Below are 19993 nucleotides of genomic sequence, written 5' to 3' on the forward strand. Positions count from 1 at the left end.
ATTTTATCTATAAGCTTTATAAATCACAACCATTTGATTTGTGCGGTTACTGGTTGTTGAACCAGCGAGAAAGTTGTCAAAATTTAAAGTAAAACCATCATCATCAAATGACTGTAACGAGGCGCTTATTAAACCGTTTTGAGTGTCACTACCAGAATTTGGTGACCCGTCATCATGTATAGGTTCTCCGTTATTATTCACAAAATAGGCAGCAATACAGTGTGATGAGGAGGAGTATGTACCAATGTTATTTATACTAGACCCATTAAAGCCATTAGAAATTACTTGCTGGTCGATGCTACTGCCGGTATTCTGAGCATAACCTATTGTTGTACCACCTGCCATTCGTATATCATTTGTATTGTTGCCGTTTGCTCTATAAGTGTTATTATAGCCTTCGATTCTGTTGATTGCCACAAATTCTACAGACTTGGGAGAAAACCCTACACCGGTCACAATTACATCCCCAGAAGCATTTACAAGAATTTTCCCAAAGTGAACCTTTTTTTGACTGTTTGACGATATGTGATTCCATTGATTGTTTTGCCAAAAATAAAAGCCAGCAGGTGTTAAGCCACCAGTAGCATCGTTATATACAAGTGTGCTCTCTGCGAGGGGTGTGCCTGTAGGATTAACTACAGTAGTAATATCTGTTAAGCTCAACAGTGCAACGCGCGGTACGAGTATCCCATTTGAAGAGACAATATCTAAACCAGCTTCTGGATTTACAGTGCCGATACCTACTTGAGCGATTAAAGAATAGGAGAATGTGAGGAATAATATTATTAAATAATTCTTCATTTCTAATAATTTGGTAGTGCTAAAATAACCTAATGAGTAGTTTTATACCAGTATAATTAAGTATTTTATCTAACTTTCAGGTATTTATATAGATTTAAATTGAATGACGTTCAGTAGAAACAGCAACTGGCTTTTGTTCTGGTGATAAATCTTTCAGTGAACACTTATAAAAACTCTTTATAAAAGAAATCTGTAGGTTGCCTTAATAAGAAATGTATTATTCAATTGTTTCTGAATAACCTGATTATCTAGCGCATTAAAAAGCGTATTGTCTGGATCGTTATTACCATTTGCGCCTTGTGACCAGACAAAAAACAATTCTGAACCGGGAACATATTCCCAGCGTACAACAAGATTTGTTCTTAATTGTACAACAGAAAAATCGGGATTACTAAATCTATAATCTGTTGTACCATCAACATTCTCATCAATTTCATAACCAGTTTCAGTTTCAGAAATTTGATTAGGAGCAAATAAAGTTATGCGATTATTTAAATCTTTTGCTGTCGAATTATTAATGCGATTAAAATTTGTGTATTCTCCTTTTGAAACAAAAGGTTGTGCGTAGTATTGTATGCTTAAATTGGGATTAACGCTATAGTTGAGGCGTAGTGTGGCACTTAGGGTTTTTTGATCTATATTACCTAAAATGTATCTCTTTGTGCCATTGTAGTTTGTGGTGCTTACATACTGGGTTTTGTTAGGACTTAATTCGTATTCTGGAAAAAAGGAAAGACTCAATGCGTCAAGAGGCTGATATTCTAGACCTGCCTCTAGTCTGAAATATGAAAAATTATTTTGGGTTGCTTGTGAAAATACGTAGCCTGCCCCATAGGTGATTTTCTTTCTGGTATCTGAGTTAATGAATAGGAAATGAACATTTTCTTGATTAAAACGCAGACGTGGTCCACCTCTTAATTCGGTATTACTAATTATTCTAGGTTTGTGATTTATACCGAAACTAGCTTCCCACGTATTATTAAACCGAAGAAAAGATTCTAGATTATACTGTATGCGATTATAATTGCCTTCAAAATCAAAGACACTCTGTTGCTCAAGCTCTACGTTAATATTTCTGAAAGTTTGTGTAGGATTCAAAAGTGTGTATTGAAGATTAGCGTATTGCGTAATTAAATCTGCCTGTCTAAGAAACCCTACATCATTTAGTTCAAGTTCTGGTGATTTCCAAGATGTTCCTAAACTTCCTGTAAAGTTTCCGCCCGAAGCTTTACCTATTTCCAGATTTCCACCAGTACCGGTAAGAGAGGTTCTTGTTGTATCGATTGATAAGTGAGTTGCATCTGCGCGATCAAAAAGATGTGTAAGGGATCGTTGAGTGCGGGTTATAGCTTCTTCGTTTCCTTGTACATTACTAATGATTGTATTTCCTTCAATATAATACTTACGAGCATTCCAATTATGTTTAAAATCTATACCTCCAGTAAAAGCATCACGATGAAGAAATTCAAGTTGAGGTTCTAGTTTTCGATTAGTAGCTGTTGCAATAACTCCTATATACGAATTGCGATCATTAAAATCTTTTTGAGCTCTACCTATTATGTAATTAGTGAGAGGTTCTACCAGCACTTCCTGCTCTGTATTATCTGTTCTAAGAATATTTGCAAACTCCTTATCGGTAAGACTTTCTAAAAGCCCTAATGTCCAGCCATTTTTAGTCTTTCCGCTAAATTTTGCTGCTCCTAAAATGGTTGAATTTTGTGGTGAATCTGTATAAACAACTTCGGGATCTCTAACAGAACGCTGCGGGCTGCGGCCAATACGTCTGGAATAAAAAAGATTATCAGAAGTTTGATCATCCAGATCGTAATCAAAAATATTACTGTTTGCTACAAAAAACGGACGCTGTTCTTTAAAAAATATCTGAAACCCGTCTAATGCAATAGCTGCTGGATCTGCTTCTACCTGCCCAAAGTCGGGATTTAATGTAAGATCTAGAGTAAGATCATTAGTGATTCCTATTTTTGCATCAAGACCTGCATTTAACCGAGCATCGCTTCCATCCCGGTAAGGATTGCCAGCCTGAGATTCATAAGTGTCTAGTTGGGTAACTACATAGGGTTGTATTTCTAATTGTTTTTGAGGGGTGAGATCATTTAGGCCTCTTAATTCACCAAATTCACTCACATACCCCGGTGCATTCGGTACAATTTCTTGCCAAAGAGAACGCTCTCTGTTTCTAAAGTAAAAGCGTTTTGATTGCAAGCCCCATACTTGATCCTTATCATTATTAAATCGTAATTGACTTAATGGTATTTTGATTTCTGCTGTCCAGCCAAAATCATCAATTCTTGTTTTAGTATACCATATTGGATTCCAGGTTTCATCAAATCGGGTGTTGTTAGATATAAACTCATCAGCTTTTACTCCTGCAGCGGTAAGCGTAAAGGAAAATGCGGTGCGGTCATCATTGTAACTGTCAAAACTTATTTCTACCCAATCACCAGCAAAACCATCTCGCCGGGAAAGTCGCTTTTCAATACCATCAGGATCCTGATCAAGACAAACAAATGCCACATAAATATAACTTGCATCGTAAATGATTTTCATTTTGGTTTGTTCGGTAGGAGGAGCACCTATATCTGGCTGAAGTTGGGTATAATTAGTTGTATAAGGAACTAGATCCCAAATAGGCTCATTTATATATCCATCGATTTCAGGAGGATTGGCATTTTCAATTCTCTTAGTTGTGTAAGAACGCTTAGGAATCTCTTTTTTTGAACTTTGAGCTATACCTTTAGTAGTAGTGATTATTAAGAATAAACAAATGAGGGGTATTAAACAGCGCATCTAGGAATAATTGAATCTTAAAAAATGATAAATTGTCAGATAATCGAACAAATATTTTAATTTTTATTCAATTTGATGTTAGGTTAAGCGCTAATATTTGAAGAATCGAGAAAAATTAACAAATTGCTATTTGAAATTTTTTTTCTATAAAGGATTAATAGGATATAATGTTTACCCACATATTTTATATGCAGTGTATTATATAACAAGACTATCTGCGTAGTTATCTATATTCATGATAAAATCATTATAAATTGAAATGTTTGAAATCTGTTCCTGTGAGTAAGTATTTACAATTTAAAAAACCCCCGTTAAACTCATTTAACGGGGGTTTGTAATTATGATGGGTTTTGTTCTACCAGTGGGTTTGAGTTTATCTCATCTTGTGGTATCTGCCATTGCCATCTGTTATCTCCTGCAGGCACCTCAAATAACTGACCTACTAAGGCAGGGTCGTGATTTGCACCTGTACGATCTAAAGGCTGGTTTAAACGCTTTAAGTCATAAAATCTGAAACCTTCACCCCAAAGTTCTATACGACGCTGAATGTATATTTCATTTTTAAGAGCTGCTCCTGTATTTGTAGATAAAGTATAGTTAGGATTGCGATTTTGAGCAAGTGTAAACAGTACCTGTTTAGCAGCGGCTTCATTTGTATATGATAATGCTTCTGCTTCAATCAAATACATTTCTGCAGCTCTCATATACGGTACATCCATTCTACTATCTCCAGTACCTGCGGCTATAAATTTCTGACTTGTGTATGGTTTACGTACAAAATTTGATGCAAGTGTAACTCCTGCAGGCAAATTGTTATGCGCCCCCGTTGGATCAAATAGTTGAGCTCGTATATCTGTACTTGCAATTTGATTGTATAGTTTAGAGTTTATCGCTTTAGGATTTGTTCTAATATTTGTAGAACTAAAGTTACGCGATACATAAGCTCCAAAATTTGCAAAGAATATAGTCTGATCTTCCTGAACAAAGCTTCCCCACATCCACTCTCTATTTGTGTATGTGTTAAATGAATTAAAATATTCATCATTTGTCATTAAAGAATATCCCTGTCTAGCTTGATTAGCTAATGAAGCAGCTAAAGGATAGTTTTGCTGAACCAAGGCAACTCTAGCTTTAAGACCTATAGCTACACTCTTATCAAAGTGAGATTTATTAGGTCTTTCATAACCATCTAAAAGAAGAGTCGCTTGATCTAAATCTGCATTTACCTGAGCATAAACTTCCTCTACAGTAGCTCTTGCTAGAGGCTCATTACTTGCAAATAAACGTATAGGTACGCCTGGCTGGCTATTAACCGAACCTGACTGATAACGTTTACCATAAAGCTGCACGAGTTGAAAATGACAATAGGCTCTGTAAACTAATGCTTGACCTAAAGCTGCATCTCTATCTATCGTAGGACCTGTAGCATCTTCAGCGCCATTAATGATTACGTTTGCATTTCTGATAATTCGGTATAATACTCTGTACGGAAATAAATCGTCTGCATCAGAAGCATTTGTATGATCTACCCATTTGTACGTGTTATTAAACCAGCCATTACCAGCAGAAGTCATTACTGCATCTTCGCCTAAAACATCTGCCTGAATCATCATAGAGCCTATACCGCCCTCACCTTGTGAATTATAACGAAGGTACAGTGATCTGTGAATACCATTTACAACTAAAAATAAGTTGTCTGTGGTCGTAGTAGCAGTTTCAGAAGGTACATCCTCTGTAGGAAATCTGTCTAGGAAATCTTCGCTACAGCTACTAATAGATAGCATAGCTAGTAGCGCAAGTGAATATTTATATAAGTTTTTCATAGTAGTAAATTATAGAGATAAGTTAAATCCTAAACTTATAGTTCTTGAAGGAGCAAAACGGTTTTGAGTAGTTCCGTTAAAGTTTTGACCTACGTCAAGACCATCAACAGAAGTCCAGAAATGAAGGTTTTCTCCGTTCAAATAAATTTTAGCATTAGTTAAACCAATACGATCTATAAGTTCTGAAGGTAATTGATAAGAAAGTGAAACTTGACGTAAACCTAGGAATGTAGAACTTACTAAGTATCTATCAGAAGCTGCTTCAAAAGCAGTACGTTGATCTGTATCTAATCTAGGGATATCTGTGATATCTCCCGGTTGTTGCCATCTGTCAAGTATGCGTGTACTAAGAGCAGAACCGTAGCTTCCAGAGTGAAGAAGACCAGCAAGGTTAGTATCATATGTATCTCCACCTATACTGTAAGTAAATAATGCTCTTAACTCAATACCTTTATAATTCCATGTACTGGTGAAGCTTCCGAACAAATCTGGAAGAGCCGTTGCAGTAGAGTTATAAAGTGCTTTATTTTGATTTGTAGTAACAAGATCACCATTTACAGTTCTTACGTCTGCATCTGTAGCTGTTCCTAATTCTGGATCAAAAACATATAATGCAGAACCATCAGCAGGGTCTACTCCGTAATATTCACGTAACCAGTAATCAAAAATTGAACCACCTACTACGTACTTTTTAGTTCCGTTTATGATTTCTTCCTGTGGAAGTTCGGTGAATTCATTGTGAATTGTAGAAGCATTAATGTTTAAATTCCAATTGAAATTTTCATTACGTACAAGGGCAAGATTTAAATCTAGTTCTAAACCTCTGTTAAACATATTACCAATGTTAGCAGGGTAGCTATCTAATCCTGAAGACACAGAAAGTGGTACATCAAAAATAAGTCCGTCTGTAACTTTTTTATAATATGCAAAAGATCCACTAATGCGGTTGTCAATAAAGCCAAAATCTAAACCTAAGTCGGTTTGTTTTTGAGTCTCCCATTCAAGAAATTCGTTTCCTGGAGCACTAATTAAAATTCCTGGCTCTCCGGCGTTATTGTTACCTAGTCCTAAAAGAGACTGGCTAGCATAAAAACTTAAAGATGCGTTGCTTAAGTTAGAATCATTACCTACTTGACCGTAAGAAGCTCTAAGCTTCAAGAAATTAATCCAATCTTGACCTTTTAAGAAATTTTCTTGATCCATTCTCCAAGCTCCGCTATAGGAGTAGAAGTTACCCCATCTTGCATCATCAGCAAATCGAGATGATCCATCTCTTCGGTAAGAACCTGCTACAAAATAACGGTTGTCGTAGTTATAATTTAATCTAGAAAAATAACCTTCTTTTCCATATTCTCTACTGAAAGATTCTAAATCAACAGTTGTAGCGAAATTGATTAATTCAGTATTACCATCAACTACTTGATTTTGTCTAAATCCATATAAATACTTAAGATCGTAATCAAGACTTTCATGTCCTAATAAGGCAGTAATGTTATGATTACCAAAAGATTTATTCCAGTTTAAAAGTTGATTATAAGTAATAACTGTAGTGGTTTGCGTAGTTCTACTTGCGCGACCATCAGGAGCACCATCACCTACAATCTTGTTGTCATAGCTTTCGTTTTCATAAAAGTTCTTGTCTATACCAGCATTAAATGTAAATGTGAAATCGTTCAGAAAATAAAATTCTGCGTAAGTTCTAGCGTTAATTGCAAAACGATCATCTTTATCAATATTTAATAGGTTTTCTTGTATTGCATGTCTACCAGGTGAAGCGCCAGCAGGTCTAATCTCTGTATAATCACCTGTGTCATAAATACGATTTCCAGCATCATCCAAAATGTACTCTCCAGTTGTAGCATCGTGTAAATAGACAGGATAGATAGGTCCAATAAATCTAGAAAATCTAAAAGGGTTAACAAAAGAAGAACTACTTGTAGCACCATCAACAGCCTGATTTGAAGCTGAAGTTGCACCGGTAATATTAAATCCTGTTTTAAACCAATCTTTAAGTTTTGAGTTTAAATTAATTCTACCTGTAATACGCTCAAAATCTGAATTGATAACATTTGCAGATTGATCTAAATAACTTAATGAAGCAAAATAATCTGTTTTCTCAGTCCCTCCCTGATAAGAGAAATTTAAGTTTTGTATGATTCCAGTGCGTTCTAAAGCATCTTGCCAACTTAAATCATCTGGATATTTTAATGAGGCATTTGGGTTGATAGATCCATCATTCAAAACGATCTGATCATTGCTTACATTGAATGGATTATAGCCTAAAAGACCTGCGATATCCTGAGAAGCTTTAATATTAGCATCTGCAGTAGATAGAGGATTAGAATTTCTAAACGCTAAGCTGTTTCTGTAGGCCTCCCACATCAATTCGTAATACTGTGACGCATTTACACGGTCATATTCTGGAATAGATCTTGTTGCCATACCTTGACTAACTTCAAGGCTTATTTGATCTTTGCCTTTTTTACCTTTTTTTGTAGTTATTACAACAACACCGTTAGCTCCCTGAGAGCCATAAATAGCAGTGGATGCAGCATCTTTTAAAACGGTAAAGCTTTCAATATCATTAGAGTTTAAACTTGCAAAACTTCCTGAATAAATTACCCCGTCTACCACATATAATGGCTCTTGACTAGAGTTTACAGAACCAAATCCGCGAATACGAATGCTAGGTGCAGAGCCTGGTTGCCCGCTGCTTGTAGCAATTTGAACGCCAGAAGCAGTTCCTTCTAGAGCAGAAATTACGTTTGTTAAGGGTCTGTTTTCAATTGCATCCCCAGCAACAGTACTTACAGAACCTGTAACTTCACCGCGTGTTGTTGTACCGTAGGCGACTACAATTACCTCATCAAGAGATTCTGTACTTTCAGCAAGAACAATATCTACTTTAGATAGAGTGCCCACTTTCTTTTCTTGGTTAATAAAACCTACAAATGAAAAAACTAATGTTTCTTCGGGTTTTGCGCTCAATGAATACACCCCATCAAAATCTGTTTGTGTACCTCGGTTTGCGGTGCCCTTAATAATTACATTAACTCCCGGTAAGGGAATACCATCAGGTCCTATGACGGTACCGGTTACGGTTTTTTCTTGAGCATAGGAGCTCAACGCTATCAGACTTAATAGCAAACTAAATAATAGTCTTTTCACCATTTAATTTATGTTTTGGTTATAGAGGTGAAATTTATATTAAATGATTATTAAGTTTTTTGAAAATTTTAAGTTAAACTCATTATTTTATTAAATGTATTTCGAGTGTATTAAATGATTCATTTTTTAGATTTAATTCAATAAAAATTAAATATTAACGATTTTAAAATAATTTTTTAACAGAGTGTGTCTCAAGAATAACGCCGCTTAACACGCTTTTAACGGAGTGTGAAATTCTTTTAATTGTCAATTTTATATTTAGATCGAGATAATATGAATTGAATATTTGATTTTATAATTATTAAATGAAGCATTATTCCTCAGAACAATCTATTTATTTAATTGTGGGACTAGAATGTCTAAGTATTGTTAAATTTTTATGCGCGAGGCCTTTAAGATTTTCCGACTTTTTTGCTGTAAATCTTATAGAACTAACGATGACAACTGAATATTTTAGTTTAAGATGAAGTAGTATATTGATAAACAGCTATTAAAGCGCAAATAAATTATAGTAATACTTGGTTTGTCATATTCAATTATAATTGTACATTTGCACCCCTGTTTTCCCGTGTGAACGAGATAGCAGGAAATGGAATGTTTAATAATTAAATAAAACAGTGTGGACACATTAAGTTACAAAACAGTATCTGCCAACAAGAACACCGTTAACAAAGAGTGGGTTGTTATTGATGCTGAAGGACAAACGTTGGGTCGCATGTCTACTATCGTTGCAAAATTTTTGCGCGGAAAGTACAAGCCTAACTACACACCACACGTTGATTGCGGAGACAATGTTATTGTTATCAATGCCTCTCAAATCAACTTAACAGGAAAGAAGTGGGATACTAAATCTTACATCCGTCATACGGGTTATCCTGGTGGTCAAAGAAGCCTAACTGCAAAAGAATTGTACGGTAAAGACCCTGCGCGTCTTGTCGAAAATGCAGTAAAAGGTATGTTGCCTAAAAACAAATTAGGTAGCGCGATTTATCGCAATTTAAAGGTTTATGCCGGTGCAGATCACGGGCAGGAAGCACAGAAGCCTAAAGTAATCAACATTAACGAACTTAAGTAAATGGAAGTAATTCACAAAATTGGTCGTAGAAAAACGGCTGTTGCTCGTGTTTATTTAGCTCCGGGTTCTGGTAACATCACCATCAATAAGCGTGATTTAAAGACCTACTTCACTACAGGTACTTTACAGTACAAAGTTAATCAGCCATTAGTAATGACTGAGAATGAAAATAACTTTGACGTTAAAGTAAATGTTTACGGAGGTGGTATTACTGGTCAAGCTGAAGCTGTACGTCTTGCTCTTTCTAGAGCTATGTGCGAATTAGATGCAGAGAACAGACTTATCCTTAAGCCTGAAGGTTTGTTGACAAGAGATCCAAGAATGGTAGAGCGTAAGAAATTCGGTCAGAAGAAAGCGCGTAAGAAATTCCAATTCTCAAAACGTTAACAACTATTGTATTTCAATATGGATGTTCGCTTTTGAATATTTTTCAATTGAAATCAAAAAGAAATTAATTTTTAATTAAATAGTCCTTGTTTTCGCGAAAGCGGAAAAATTGGTTTAGCATCTAAATAGGTGAGGCGACGTGCCACAGGCAGGAACCACTTACTTATTGCTACTAAAACGGGAACGTAAACTAAATTTAAAAATGGCAAAAACAGAAAATGTAAAGGATTTACTGGATGCAGGTGTACATTTTGGTCACCTTACCAGAAGATGGGATCCTAACATGGCACCATATATCTATATGGAGCGTAATGGTATTCACATCATTAACCTATACAAAACTGCTGCTAAACTTAGCGAAGCTTCAGAAGCTTTAGCTAAAATCGCAGCTTCAGGTAGAAAAATACTTTTTGTAGCTACCAAAAAACAAGCAAAAGAAATTGTTGCTGATCACGCAGGTCGCGCTAAAATGCCTTTCATTACAGAAAGATGGCCAGGTGGTATGTTAACTAACTTCGTAACTATACGTAAGGCGGTTAAGAAAATGCAAACTGTAGATCGTATGAAACAAGACGGTCGTTTTGATAGCTTGTCTAAAAAAGAGCAATTACAAATGAACCGTATGCGTGACAAATTAGAGAAGAACTTAGGTTCTATCGAAGATATGACGCGTTTACCAGGTGCTTTATTTGTAGTTGACATTAAGCGTGAACACATTGCGATTAAAGAAGCTCAAAAATTAAACATTCCAATCTTTGCGATGGTTGATACTAACTCTGACCCACGTCAGGTTGATTTCGCTATCCCATCTAATGATGATGCTTCTAAATCTATCGAGAAAATCATAGCTAACGTTGCTGATGCAATTGTTGAAGGTCTTTCTGAGCGTAAAGCAGGAAAAGAGAAAGATAAAGAAGACAAGCCAAAAGCTAAAAAAGCAGAAGGAGCTAAGCCAGCAAAGGCAAAAGCTAAAGCTGCAGCTAGCGACGAAGAAGAATAGTATTTAACAATTTGATAATAGCTGAAGTCGTTTAGTATATTGCAATTTTGCACTAAGCTAAACGACTTTTTGTTTTAACTCATAAATTCTAAATAAAATGGCAAAAATAACAGCCGCAGACGTAAATAAACTTAGAAAAGCTACCGGTGCCGGTATGATGGATTGTAAAAATGCATTAGTTGAGGCAGAAGGTGATTTTGACAAAGCGATTTCTGTTCTTCGTAAAAAAGGACAAAAAATTGCAGAAAAACGTGCAGATCGTGACTCTAGTGAAGGAGTTGTTGTAGCAAAGATTAATGATGCAAATAACAGAGGTGTTGTTTTCTCATTAAACTGCGAGACAGATTTCGTTGCTAAAAACGATACGTATGTAGAGATGGCTAATGAATTAGGTGACGTTGCCTTAAATTATAACAGCAAAGAAGAATTTTTAGCTGCTGATTTTCAGGGTATGACTGTTGCTGAAAAATTAATCGAGCAGACAGGTGTTATTGGTGAGAAATTAGAAATAGGTGGTTTTGAAGTGTTAGAAGCTCCATTTGTAGGTGCTTATGTACACGGAAACAAAATTGGTGCATTAACTGGTCTTTCTAAAGCTACAGACAGCGCAGAAGAAGTTGCTAAAAGTGTTTCTATGCAAGTAGCTTCTATGGGAGCAACTACATTATCTTACAAAGATTTTGATGCAGATTTCGTGGCATCAGAAACTGAAGCGCGTATTGCTGCTATTGAAAAAGAAAATGAAGAGTTAGGTCGTTTAGGTAAAACACTTAAAAACGTTCCTCAATATATCTCAATGTCTCAGTTAACTCCAGAAGTTATGGCTAAGGCAGAAGCAGATATCAAAGAAGAATTAAAAGCAGAAGGAAAACCAGAGCAAATCTGGGATCGTATTTTGCCAGGTAAAATTGACCGTTACGTAGCCGATAACACGACTATGGATAATGAGAAAGCTTTACTTGATCAAGTATTTATTATGGACGAAAGCATTAACGTAGCTAAATATGTAGCTAGTAAAGGTGATGCTGAAGTTGTAGGTTTTAAACGTGTAAGCTTAGCTTAATATTAAAATAATAAGTTTTAAAAAGGCTGCCAACTGGCAGCCTTTTTTAATTCTAATAACGTATGATTAAAACCTAAACCTTGTCAATCACCTGAATATTGATGCATTTTTATAATTTTAAAAAATTGATTGTTTGATCACCATCTTTTAATTTAAGTTGATTGTTATCTTGTTCTAAAATTTGATATTTAATGATCTCATATTTTATTGCTGTAGGAATAATAGGCGCTTCTGGTAAATAAATAGTAATTTCATAATTAAGCTGTGTGTTGATATTTAATGAATAGTTTCCGGAACATACATTCGAAACTGTAATTGTTTGATATCCTTTATCCTTTTCAAAATTTAAAACAGCATTTCCTTCCTCATTAGTTAAAGTCCCGTAATTCCCTTCGGGATCAAATACTGAGACATTTGAGAGTTTTCTCTCTTTTTGATCCAAAACAGTTATTTTCACCTCGATTGAATGTAAAGTATTATTATAGGTCTTGTATTTGTGGAAAGTATTTCCTTGGAGTTCAGTTAAATCATAGTCTAATATCAGAGAATCATTTTTTATTAGATAATGGCCTTTACCATATAGATCATCTCCCAAACTCGCACCCGAGTGGTATTCAAATGTTCCATTTTTAGAAAATTTAAAATAGTTATATGCTTCCTGATTAGGTGCTAAACTACTGTAAATTCCTTCTAAAATATTTTGACAGTGTATTTGCTGACAAATGCAAATGACTACTAATGACATTAAAATTGATTTAATCACACTCGGTTCCTTTTTATTCTTTTATTATAACGCTTCGCTATTATCAAAAATACTAAAAGTGAATAATGCAAATAGATAATATTATGATGTGAATTAAGATAATTAAGCTTTACTGATTATCATTTTTATCGTCGCTAATTTCTATTGCGGGAGAAATCTCTCGAAATATTAATCGTTTATTCGCAGAATCCCTCTTGATTAAATAAACTTTATAATCACTCTTTCCATTTTCAAATAAATGATTTTTGTTTGATTCAAAAATTTCAAAAACAGAATCTAATGTTATAGTTTCATATTTTTTAAGTTTTGATAGTGGTTTATAAGTTATTTTTTGGCTTAGGTTGACAAATAAGAGTTTGTCATTGTTTTTGTAAAGCTCCGGTCACCATATAGTTTTGATTGTGGCTGGATTTGAGAATAATCGATATATAAGTTTTTAATTGTGTCTTCTTTTAAGACTAAATACGCTGTAGCGATTATAGCAGCTATTACCAGGAAATAAAATAGTTTAGTTTTAATTTTCATTGCAAGTCTGATCTATTTCTTTTGCATTTTTTTTTAATCTTGCAAGTTCTTCTTTTTTGTCATCGTTCATTTCAAACAATTTTTGTGCTGATAACAATTTATAATCATCTAAAACTCCAAAAACTGAAGGATTAAATTCTTGTAGAACTCTAGCCATTCTATCCACAAAATAATCATTCATTATATCGTGACTATAATTACCCAAGCCATTTTCGTTTATATATTTCTGATAAAGCTCCCTAAAGGAGGCATTGAACAAGAAATAGCGTTTTCCTAAATATGCGTGACTTATTTCGTGAATAAGCACTGTAGCAATTTCAATACTTGAACTATTCTGCATTATAGGGCTTATTGTAATTAAAAAATCACCATTGCCCAAATATTCAGTCTTACCTCCTGTATAACCTATATCTCCTATTTTAAAAGAAATATTTGCTTCTCCGAGGTTATTGCTTCTAAACTTTACAAAAAGTTCAGTCATTAGATTGTAATAATTTTGTGCATTTACTCCTACGCTCTGTAATTTATTAAATACACAATCAGCTTTGCCGGTCAGTTGATTATCAATTTTATCTTCAGTATTATTTGTAAAACCCCCGCCACCACTATCGTTTCCAAAATTCCAATAATTGTCGCAACCTACTTCGCAGCCATCAGCTGTACCATGAGACCCTTGTGAGTAAAGCCAGTCAATTAAGCGCGTAATGCTCCATTCTTACAGTAGCTGCTAGGCAAAATTAGTAATCCTACTCTAGAAAATAGCTTTATTAAAATTCTACATCAAGCAAGCAATAACCTTTCTAACATTGCGATTTAAAATCATTGTTTAGTCAATCCAATCCAATCCAAAGGCAGAATTTGTTCAGCAGGACCTGTATCACAAATTGGGTAGCTTTCACCCTGAACAGAAAGGAATAACTTGGCTTTATTCGTTGTGTTTTTTGTCTGGTTGAAAAATACCCAGCCGTTCTGCCCACATTTATTGTTTCTGCCTATATATGAAAAGACATAACTACCGGTTTCGGCAATATATCCGCTTTTTAATACGAAAGGACTATCATTAGGAAGTGATAGGGTATTCTCGGTAAGATTACCGTTAGCGTCTGTGATCTTATAACGCATCAAAAGCTCGTCCTTTTGAATTCCTAGAATGCTCTTTGTATTTTTAACAATACGAAATTCATAAAAATTTGAATTATAAGAACCTTTCCAAGTACCTAGAAATTTTGTAAACAGGTTGTTTACGTCCTTTAAATAGGCTCCATCTGGTATTTCAATTCCATTTTTTTTGTAATAGCTGTGATGTTGTTCTACAGGTATAATCTGGGCCTTACAGCCCCATAGTGAAACGGCGAGTAAAACGATAGTCAAATATTTAGTTTTCATTTCTTCTTTCTTTTAAATGTATTAATTAAATGCAATCTTGGGAGTCAACTTTACCTTTATCGTCAAGAGTTTTTGCTTTAACCTCATAATCGTTGCTGAATAAGGGTTTTGTGATCTTAAAAAGTTGTATACCATCAACCTTGATGTGGTCTTTCAAAAAATTTAAGAAGCCGCGTTCAAGACTCGAATATCTGTCTAGATACTGTTTATAAAGTTCTAAATAATCATCTGCGCTTTTTAATCCTGTTATACCGCTGGTGTCACCTGTAAAACGCAGGGTATAATCGCCCGAGCTAGTAATTACTGAGGCATATACATCATTTGCGTTTGCAGACTGTTTTGCAATATTGAGAAAGGCAATCACATCTGCGGGGGAGAATATGCGGTAGATTTGATTAATCTCAGGACGCCCATCTATAATTTTGCCAGTTTCAAAGTCATCAAGATGGGTGTGTATAAAGCCGTTTAAATTTTTATAGTCAAGTCCATTCAGGCTTAGGGAATGAGCATTATTTATAGGGTTAAGCTTTGTAAAAGAGCCATCTTTATTTTCTGCATAGCCGGTTTCTTTTTGCTTACCTGTTTCATTATTAAGTTCTTCAAATTTAGCAAGATAAGATGCGTCATCAATTTGTGCTTTTAATTCTTCACAAGGATTATGAATTTTATCTTCAGTATTATTTGTAAAACCACCGCCTCCACCATCATTACTAAAGTTCCAATAATTATCGCAACCTACTTCGCAGCCATCAGCTGTACCATTAGACCCTTGTGAGTATAGCAAATCAATAGAGAGCGTATAATGTTCGGCTGATGGTGTTGCCACAACCACAACAGTTTCAAGTTCACCACACCAACTACATACAGAAAATGGGCAACCATCACCACAATCGTCTCCCTCGTCGTCAGCGATTCTTCTATTTTGTAAATTAGCAGTAATGTCTTTTCTCCTACTAAGGTATTGGGCAGTGATGTTATCTTCTATTATTTCAAAGGCATCTATAAAATTTCCCTCCAGATCAGTAATTAAAATTTCACCAGAGAACGAATTTTTTGTAGAACGGTCGTAGGTTTTTGTACTGAAAACAACACTTTTAACCTTTCCTTCAATTTCCAAAAGAAGAATTCTACTTTTAAAATTACCGTGAATGGTTTTAACCGGAATTACTGCTAATTTTTCAGAACTATTAGTAATGTTCTCCATACTAACGGTATCACCAATAGCTACTAAATAGTTCTTTAAGCTCTTAGATTTTGATTTTTTAAAACTATTGAGATAATCAATCGTATTTTCAGGAGATACCGTTTTTATTTCATTTTGTTCCAGTTGTATTTGAGCTGATGTGTCATCTTTTTCACAGCTCTGAAACAGCAAAAAGCTGATGCAAACCAGTAAAATAACATTTAATTTAATTTTTTTTCATCATAATGTATATCAAGAGTTGTAATGCATTATGCTGTAGGGAGGTTTTTAAATTTAATTGTTTTTTTAATATTCTACACAGGTATGTCTACTTTTATCACAAACCTAATTAACCGTATATTTGCCCAAAATTTTTTAAAATCATGCAGTACAAACGTATTCTTCTTAAATTATCTGGTGAGGCATTAATGGGAAACCGCCAGTATGGTATTGATCCCGATAGATTAGCAGAATATGCAGAAGAAATTAAAAAAGTTCTCGATAAAGGTGTAGAAGTAGCTATTGTAATAGGTGGCGGTAACATTTTTAGAGGTCTTGCTGGAGCAAGCCGAGGTATGGATCGCGTTCAGGGAGATCATATGGGAATGCTCGCAACTGTTATAAATGGTCTTGCGCTACAAAGTGCACTGGAAGAAGCGGGCATTCAAACACGTCTGCAGAGTGCAATTCAAATTAACGAAGTAGCAGAGCCGTTCATTCGCAGAAGGGCTATTCGTCATTTAGAAAAAGGGCGTGTAGTTATTTTTGGTGGAGGTACAGGTAATCCATATTTCACTACAGATTCAGCAGCTGTTTTAAGAGCTATAGAAATTCATGCAGATGTAATTTTAAAAGGTACTCGTGTAGACGGTATCTATACCAGCGACCCTGAAAAAGATGATAAAGCTGTGAAGTTTGATTTTATAAGTTTTGAAGATGTACTTCAAAAAGGACTGAAAGTAATGGATACCACCGCTTTCACATTAAGTCAGGAGAACGAATTGCCAATTATTGTGTTTGATATGAACAAGAAAGGCAATCTCTTAAAGGTTGTTAATGGTGAAGCTATAGGTACAACTGTAAATTTATAATTTAGTATTTTTGATCGATTCTAGAAAATCGGAGAATTTATAAAGCTATGAACGAAGACATACAATTTATTTTAGACGGTACTGAAGAGGCAATGCAAAGTGCTATTACGCATCTTAAAAAACAATTTGCAAACATACGTGCCGGTAAAGCAAGTCCTGCGATGTTAGGAAGTGTTATGGTCGATTATTACGGTAGTCAAACACCACTCTCTCAAGTGGCGAATGTGAATACACCAGATGGTAGAACAATTTCTATTCAACCGTGGGAGAAAGCAATGATCCATGAGATTGAGAAAGCGATTATGAATGCTAACCTAGGATTTAATCCTATGAATAATGGTGAGAGCGTAATTATCAATGTTCCGCCACTTACAGAAGAGCGTCGTAAAGATCTTGTGAAACAAGCTAAAGCTGAAGCAGAAGATGCAAAAGTGGGTGTGCGTAATGACCGTAAGAATGCGAATAATGAGATCAAGAAGTTAGAGAAAGAGGGTCTTGCTGAAGATTTATGTCGTAATGCAGAAGTAGATGTACAAGATTTCACAGATGCTTATATTAAAAAAATAGACGAAGTATTAGCTGTTAAAGAAAAGGAAATCCTTACAGTTTAATTTGATACTGTTTTGCTAGCTAAGTTAAGAATACATTTAGCCAGTTAAACTCATGCTAAGAGCGACCATAAGGTCGCTTTTTTTATATTATTTTTAAATTCTAAGTCACGTATTATAATGGTTAAATCGCTTACGTTCTGCCTACTAGTATTTTTTTTGACACTCAAGAGTCTTTGTGCACAGCAAATTAAAGTAGATGTCGACTCCTTAATGCAGGCTGCCATAAATAATAGCGTTATAAACAATCCTCAAAAAGCACTTGAGCATTATAGTTATACGACTTATGAAAAAACGATAATTACAGATTCATTAGAACGTCAAACAAATTCTCATTCTTTTTTCACAGAGAAAGTAGCTATAAATAATTATGACGCTGCAGATGGTTTTAAGGAAGAAGTTTTAGGTTTTAATATGGCCGGTTTTGAAGAACCGCGCTATGAGGTTTTAGGTATCACGCTTCAGTCCAGGTCATTTTATGATGAGGATTTTTTAATATTTAATTATCGTTATGCGGGTCCGCTTTCAAAGCGCGGACTCAAAAATTATGAGTATCAATTTGTATCTGATACCGTTATCTTAGGAAGACCTGGCTATGCAGTTTCATTTAAACCACAACGACCTGAAACCATACCTGGATTAGTTGGAATACTGTATTTAGACAAAGCATCTCTTGCGTTACAGAAAATGCATATCGCTCTAAAAGATGAGCTCGTAGCCCGTATTGAGCAGGAGTATCAGTATATTGAGAGTAAAGATATCTACCTGCCAAAATCAAGTAAATTATACATTGAAAAAGGCGAGAGTTCTAAGAGGTTGTCGCTTTTTAGAGGAAAAGTTTCAATAGGTACCATAGAAAACAATCCTGTAAAGGAAGCTATTCAGGGAAGGTATATGCTATCAACTTCTTATAATGCCAACTATAATCTTTCCGAAGTGGAGGATTTAGAGCATTCAAATCTGGCTATCGAAGTGATGGAGGATGCCGAAGATAAACCAGAATCCTTCTGGAATAGATATCGTACACAAGCATTATCTCAGCGCGATTTAAATAGTTTTGATTATTTAGATAATGTCGTTAAAACAGAAAATATTGAGAGACGGCTTGCGATGATCAATAATTTTGGTATAGGCTATTATACAGTAGATTTCTTTGATTTTGATCTTACTTACCCCTTGAAATTTAATAATTACGAGGGCTTGCGTTTAGGATTGGGTGGTGTAACTAATGCAGCTTTTTCTAAGAATTATAGAGTTGAGGGCTACGCGGCGTATGGGTTTAAAGATAAGGTTCTAAAATATGGTTTTGGAGGCGGAGTGCTGTTAAATGAATCACACGGCGCCTGGCTAAGTTTGAGTTATAGCGATGACCTGCAAGAAACCGGAAGTTTTAATTATTTAACAGATCGTAGGGTATACTCGTTGTTTGAGCCCAGACTTGTTAATATCACTCAATTTTTTGACTATAAAACGTTCCGTTTAAATCAGGAGTATCAAATTACACCAAAAATACTTTCAGAATTTCAATTTGCTAAAACAAATGTTCTGCAAACTCAAGACTACACTTTTGCTCTGGGAGATAACACCTATTCAGAATATGACATTACAGAAGCAACTTTTGGTGTTCGTTGGAGTCCATCAAGTAAATTTATGCGTTCAGAAAAAGGTACGGTAGAGATCTATGATGGGTATCCTAAAATCACTGCGCAAATATCTAAAGGTATGTCTGGTTTGCTAGACGGAGATTTTGATTTTACACGTATTGGAGCTAAATTTTTCTATCAGGTTGAACGTTTAAATAAATCTACTACAGAATTTTTGATTGAGGGTAAAATGGCATTTGGCGAAGTGCCTTTAACGCATTTATTTCACGCGTATCCTAATGCGCCTACTAAGGAAACTGTAATGCAGCGCTTTTCTGTAGCTGGTGTAAATAGTTTTGAAACTATGTATTTTGGGGAATTCTTTTCAGACAGGTTGGCTACCTTACAAGTAAAGCACCATTTGCGTCCATTTAATTTTGGACCTAAATTTCAGCCAGAAATGGTTTTTATCACGCGTTATGCCATAGGGGATATAAGTAATATAGATAGGCATCAGGATGTGACATTTGGGAAATTAAACAAAGGGTTTACAGAAACCGGTTTTGAAATTAATAAAATCTTATTTGGTTTTGGAACAAGTTTAACTTACCGATATGGAGCATATAGCCTTCCTAACTTCTCAGATAATATAGCATTTAAGTTCACCTTTAACCTACAATTGTAAAAAGGGGTTTTACTAAAGGGATTTCAGTATCAAATAAGTACCTT

Annotated in this window: 15 protein-coding genes; 7 read left to right on the plus strand and 8 right to left on the minus strand. The window is 35.0% G+C overall.

Annotated elements, in window-relative coordinates:
* Positions 1-3: 3 nt before the first annotated feature.
* The 4 genes from DSM00_RS01950 to DSM00_RS01965 form a co-directional block, all read right to left on the minus strand.
* Positions 4-801, minus strand: coding sequence for a hypothetical protein (locus DSM00_RS01950; protein WP_128756336.1), 798 nt, complete (start codon positions 799-801; stop codon positions 4-6).
* Positions 802-978: 177 nt separating this feature from the next.
* A complete protein-coding gene (locus DSM00_RS01955) occupies positions 979-3609 on the minus strand; it encodes a DUF5916 domain-containing protein (protein WP_128756337.1) in 2631 nt (876 codons plus the stop codon).
* A 338-nt stretch (positions 3610-3947) separates the two neighbouring features.
* Positions 3948-5432 carry a RagB/SusD family nutrient uptake outer membrane protein gene (locus tag DSM00_RS01960; RefSeq protein ID WP_128756338.1) on the minus strand — a complete coding sequence of 495 codons (1485 nt, stop codon included), beginning with the start codon at positions 5430-5432 and terminating at the stop codon, positions 3948-3950.
* A gap of 9 nt (positions 5433-5441) precedes the next feature.
* Complete coding sequence (locus DSM00_RS01965; protein ID WP_128756339.1) at positions 5442-8603, minus strand: SusC/RagA family TonB-linked outer membrane protein; 3162 nt, start codon at positions 8601-8603, stop codon at positions 5442-5444.
* 616 nt (positions 8604-9219) lie between these two features.
* Between DSM00_RS01965 and rplM the strand changes: the two genes are divergently transcribed.
* The 4 genes from rplM (at position 9220) to tsf (ending at position 12125) form a co-directional block, all read left to right on the plus strand.
* Entirely contained in the window at positions 9220-9675 is a 456-nt protein-coding gene (gene rplM, locus DSM00_RS01970; protein ID WP_128756340.1) for a 50S ribosomal protein L13, read from the plus strand.
* On the plus strand, positions 9676-10062 hold the full coding sequence (gene rpsI / locus DSM00_RS01975; RefSeq protein WP_128756341.1) for a 30S ribosomal protein S9: 387 nt from the start codon (positions 9676-9678) through the stop codon (positions 10060-10062).
* A 202-nt stretch (positions 10063-10264) separates the two neighbouring features.
* Positions 10265-11062 carry a 30S ribosomal protein S2 gene (rpsB, locus tag DSM00_RS01980; RefSeq protein WP_128756342.1) on the plus strand — a complete coding sequence of 266 codons (798 nt, stop codon included), beginning with the start codon at positions 10265-10267 and terminating at the stop codon, positions 11060-11062.
* Positions 11063-11159: 97 nt separating this feature from the next.
* Complete coding sequence (tsf, locus tag DSM00_RS01985; RefSeq protein ID WP_128756343.1) at positions 11160-12125, plus strand: translation elongation factor Ts; 966 nt, start codon at positions 11160-11162, stop codon at positions 12123-12125.
* Between the two features lie 109 nt (positions 12126-12234).
* Here tsf and DSM00_RS01990 read toward each other — a convergent pair whose 3' ends face one another.
* From DSM00_RS01990 to DSM00_RS02005, 4 genes are all read right to left on the minus strand, one after another.
* The gene (locus DSM00_RS01990; RefSeq protein ID WP_128756344.1) at positions 12235-12870 is read right to left on the minus strand and encodes a hypothetical protein; all 636 of its coding nucleotides are present in this window, start codon (positions 12868-12870) and stop codon (positions 12235-12237) included.
* A gap of 532 nt (positions 12871-13402) precedes the next feature.
* Complete coding sequence (locus tag DSM00_RS01995; RefSeq protein WP_128756345.1) at positions 13403-13894, minus strand: hypothetical protein; 492 nt, start codon at positions 13892-13894, stop codon at positions 13403-13405.
* 338 nt (positions 13895-14232) lie between these two features.
* Positions 14233-14799 carry a DUF6705 family protein gene (locus DSM00_RS02000; protein WP_128756346.1) on the minus strand — a complete coding sequence of 189 codons (567 nt, stop codon included), beginning with the start codon at positions 14797-14799 and terminating at the stop codon, positions 14233-14235.
* 25 nt (positions 14800-14824) lie between these two features.
* Positions 14825-16174, minus strand: a complete 1350-nt coding sequence (locus DSM00_RS02005; RefSeq protein WP_128756347.1) for a hypothetical protein — start codon at positions 16172-16174, stop codon at positions 14825-14827.
* 191 nt (positions 16175-16365) lie between these two features.
* Between DSM00_RS02005 and pyrH the strand changes: the two genes are divergently transcribed.
* The 3 genes from pyrH to DSM00_RS02020 all read left to right on the plus strand — a co-directional run bounded on the left by pyrH (position 16366) and on the right by DSM00_RS02020 (position 19949).
* The gene (gene pyrH / locus DSM00_RS02010) at positions 16366-17073 is read left to right on the plus strand and encodes a UMP kinase (protein WP_128756348.1); all 708 of its coding nucleotides are present in this window, start codon (positions 16366-16368) and stop codon (positions 17071-17073) included.
* Positions 17074-17120: 47 nt separating this feature from the next.
* Entirely contained in the window at positions 17121-17684 is a 564-nt protein-coding gene (gene frr, locus DSM00_RS02015; RefSeq protein ID WP_128756349.1) for a ribosome recycling factor, read from the plus strand.
* A gap of 156 nt (positions 17685-17840) precedes the next feature.
* The gene (locus DSM00_RS02020) at positions 17841-19949 is read left to right on the plus strand and encodes a DUF5686 family protein (protein ID WP_241652340.1); all 2109 of its coding nucleotides are present in this window, start codon (positions 17841-17843) and stop codon (positions 19947-19949) included.
* Positions 19950-19993: the final 44 nt, after the last annotated feature.

The sequence above is a fragment of the Leeuwenhoekiella aequorea genome (assembly GCF_004104375.1).
In the GTDB taxonomy this organism is placed as follows: domain Bacteria; phylum Bacteroidota; class Bacteroidia; order Flavobacteriales; family Flavobacteriaceae; genus Leeuwenhoekiella; species Leeuwenhoekiella aequorea.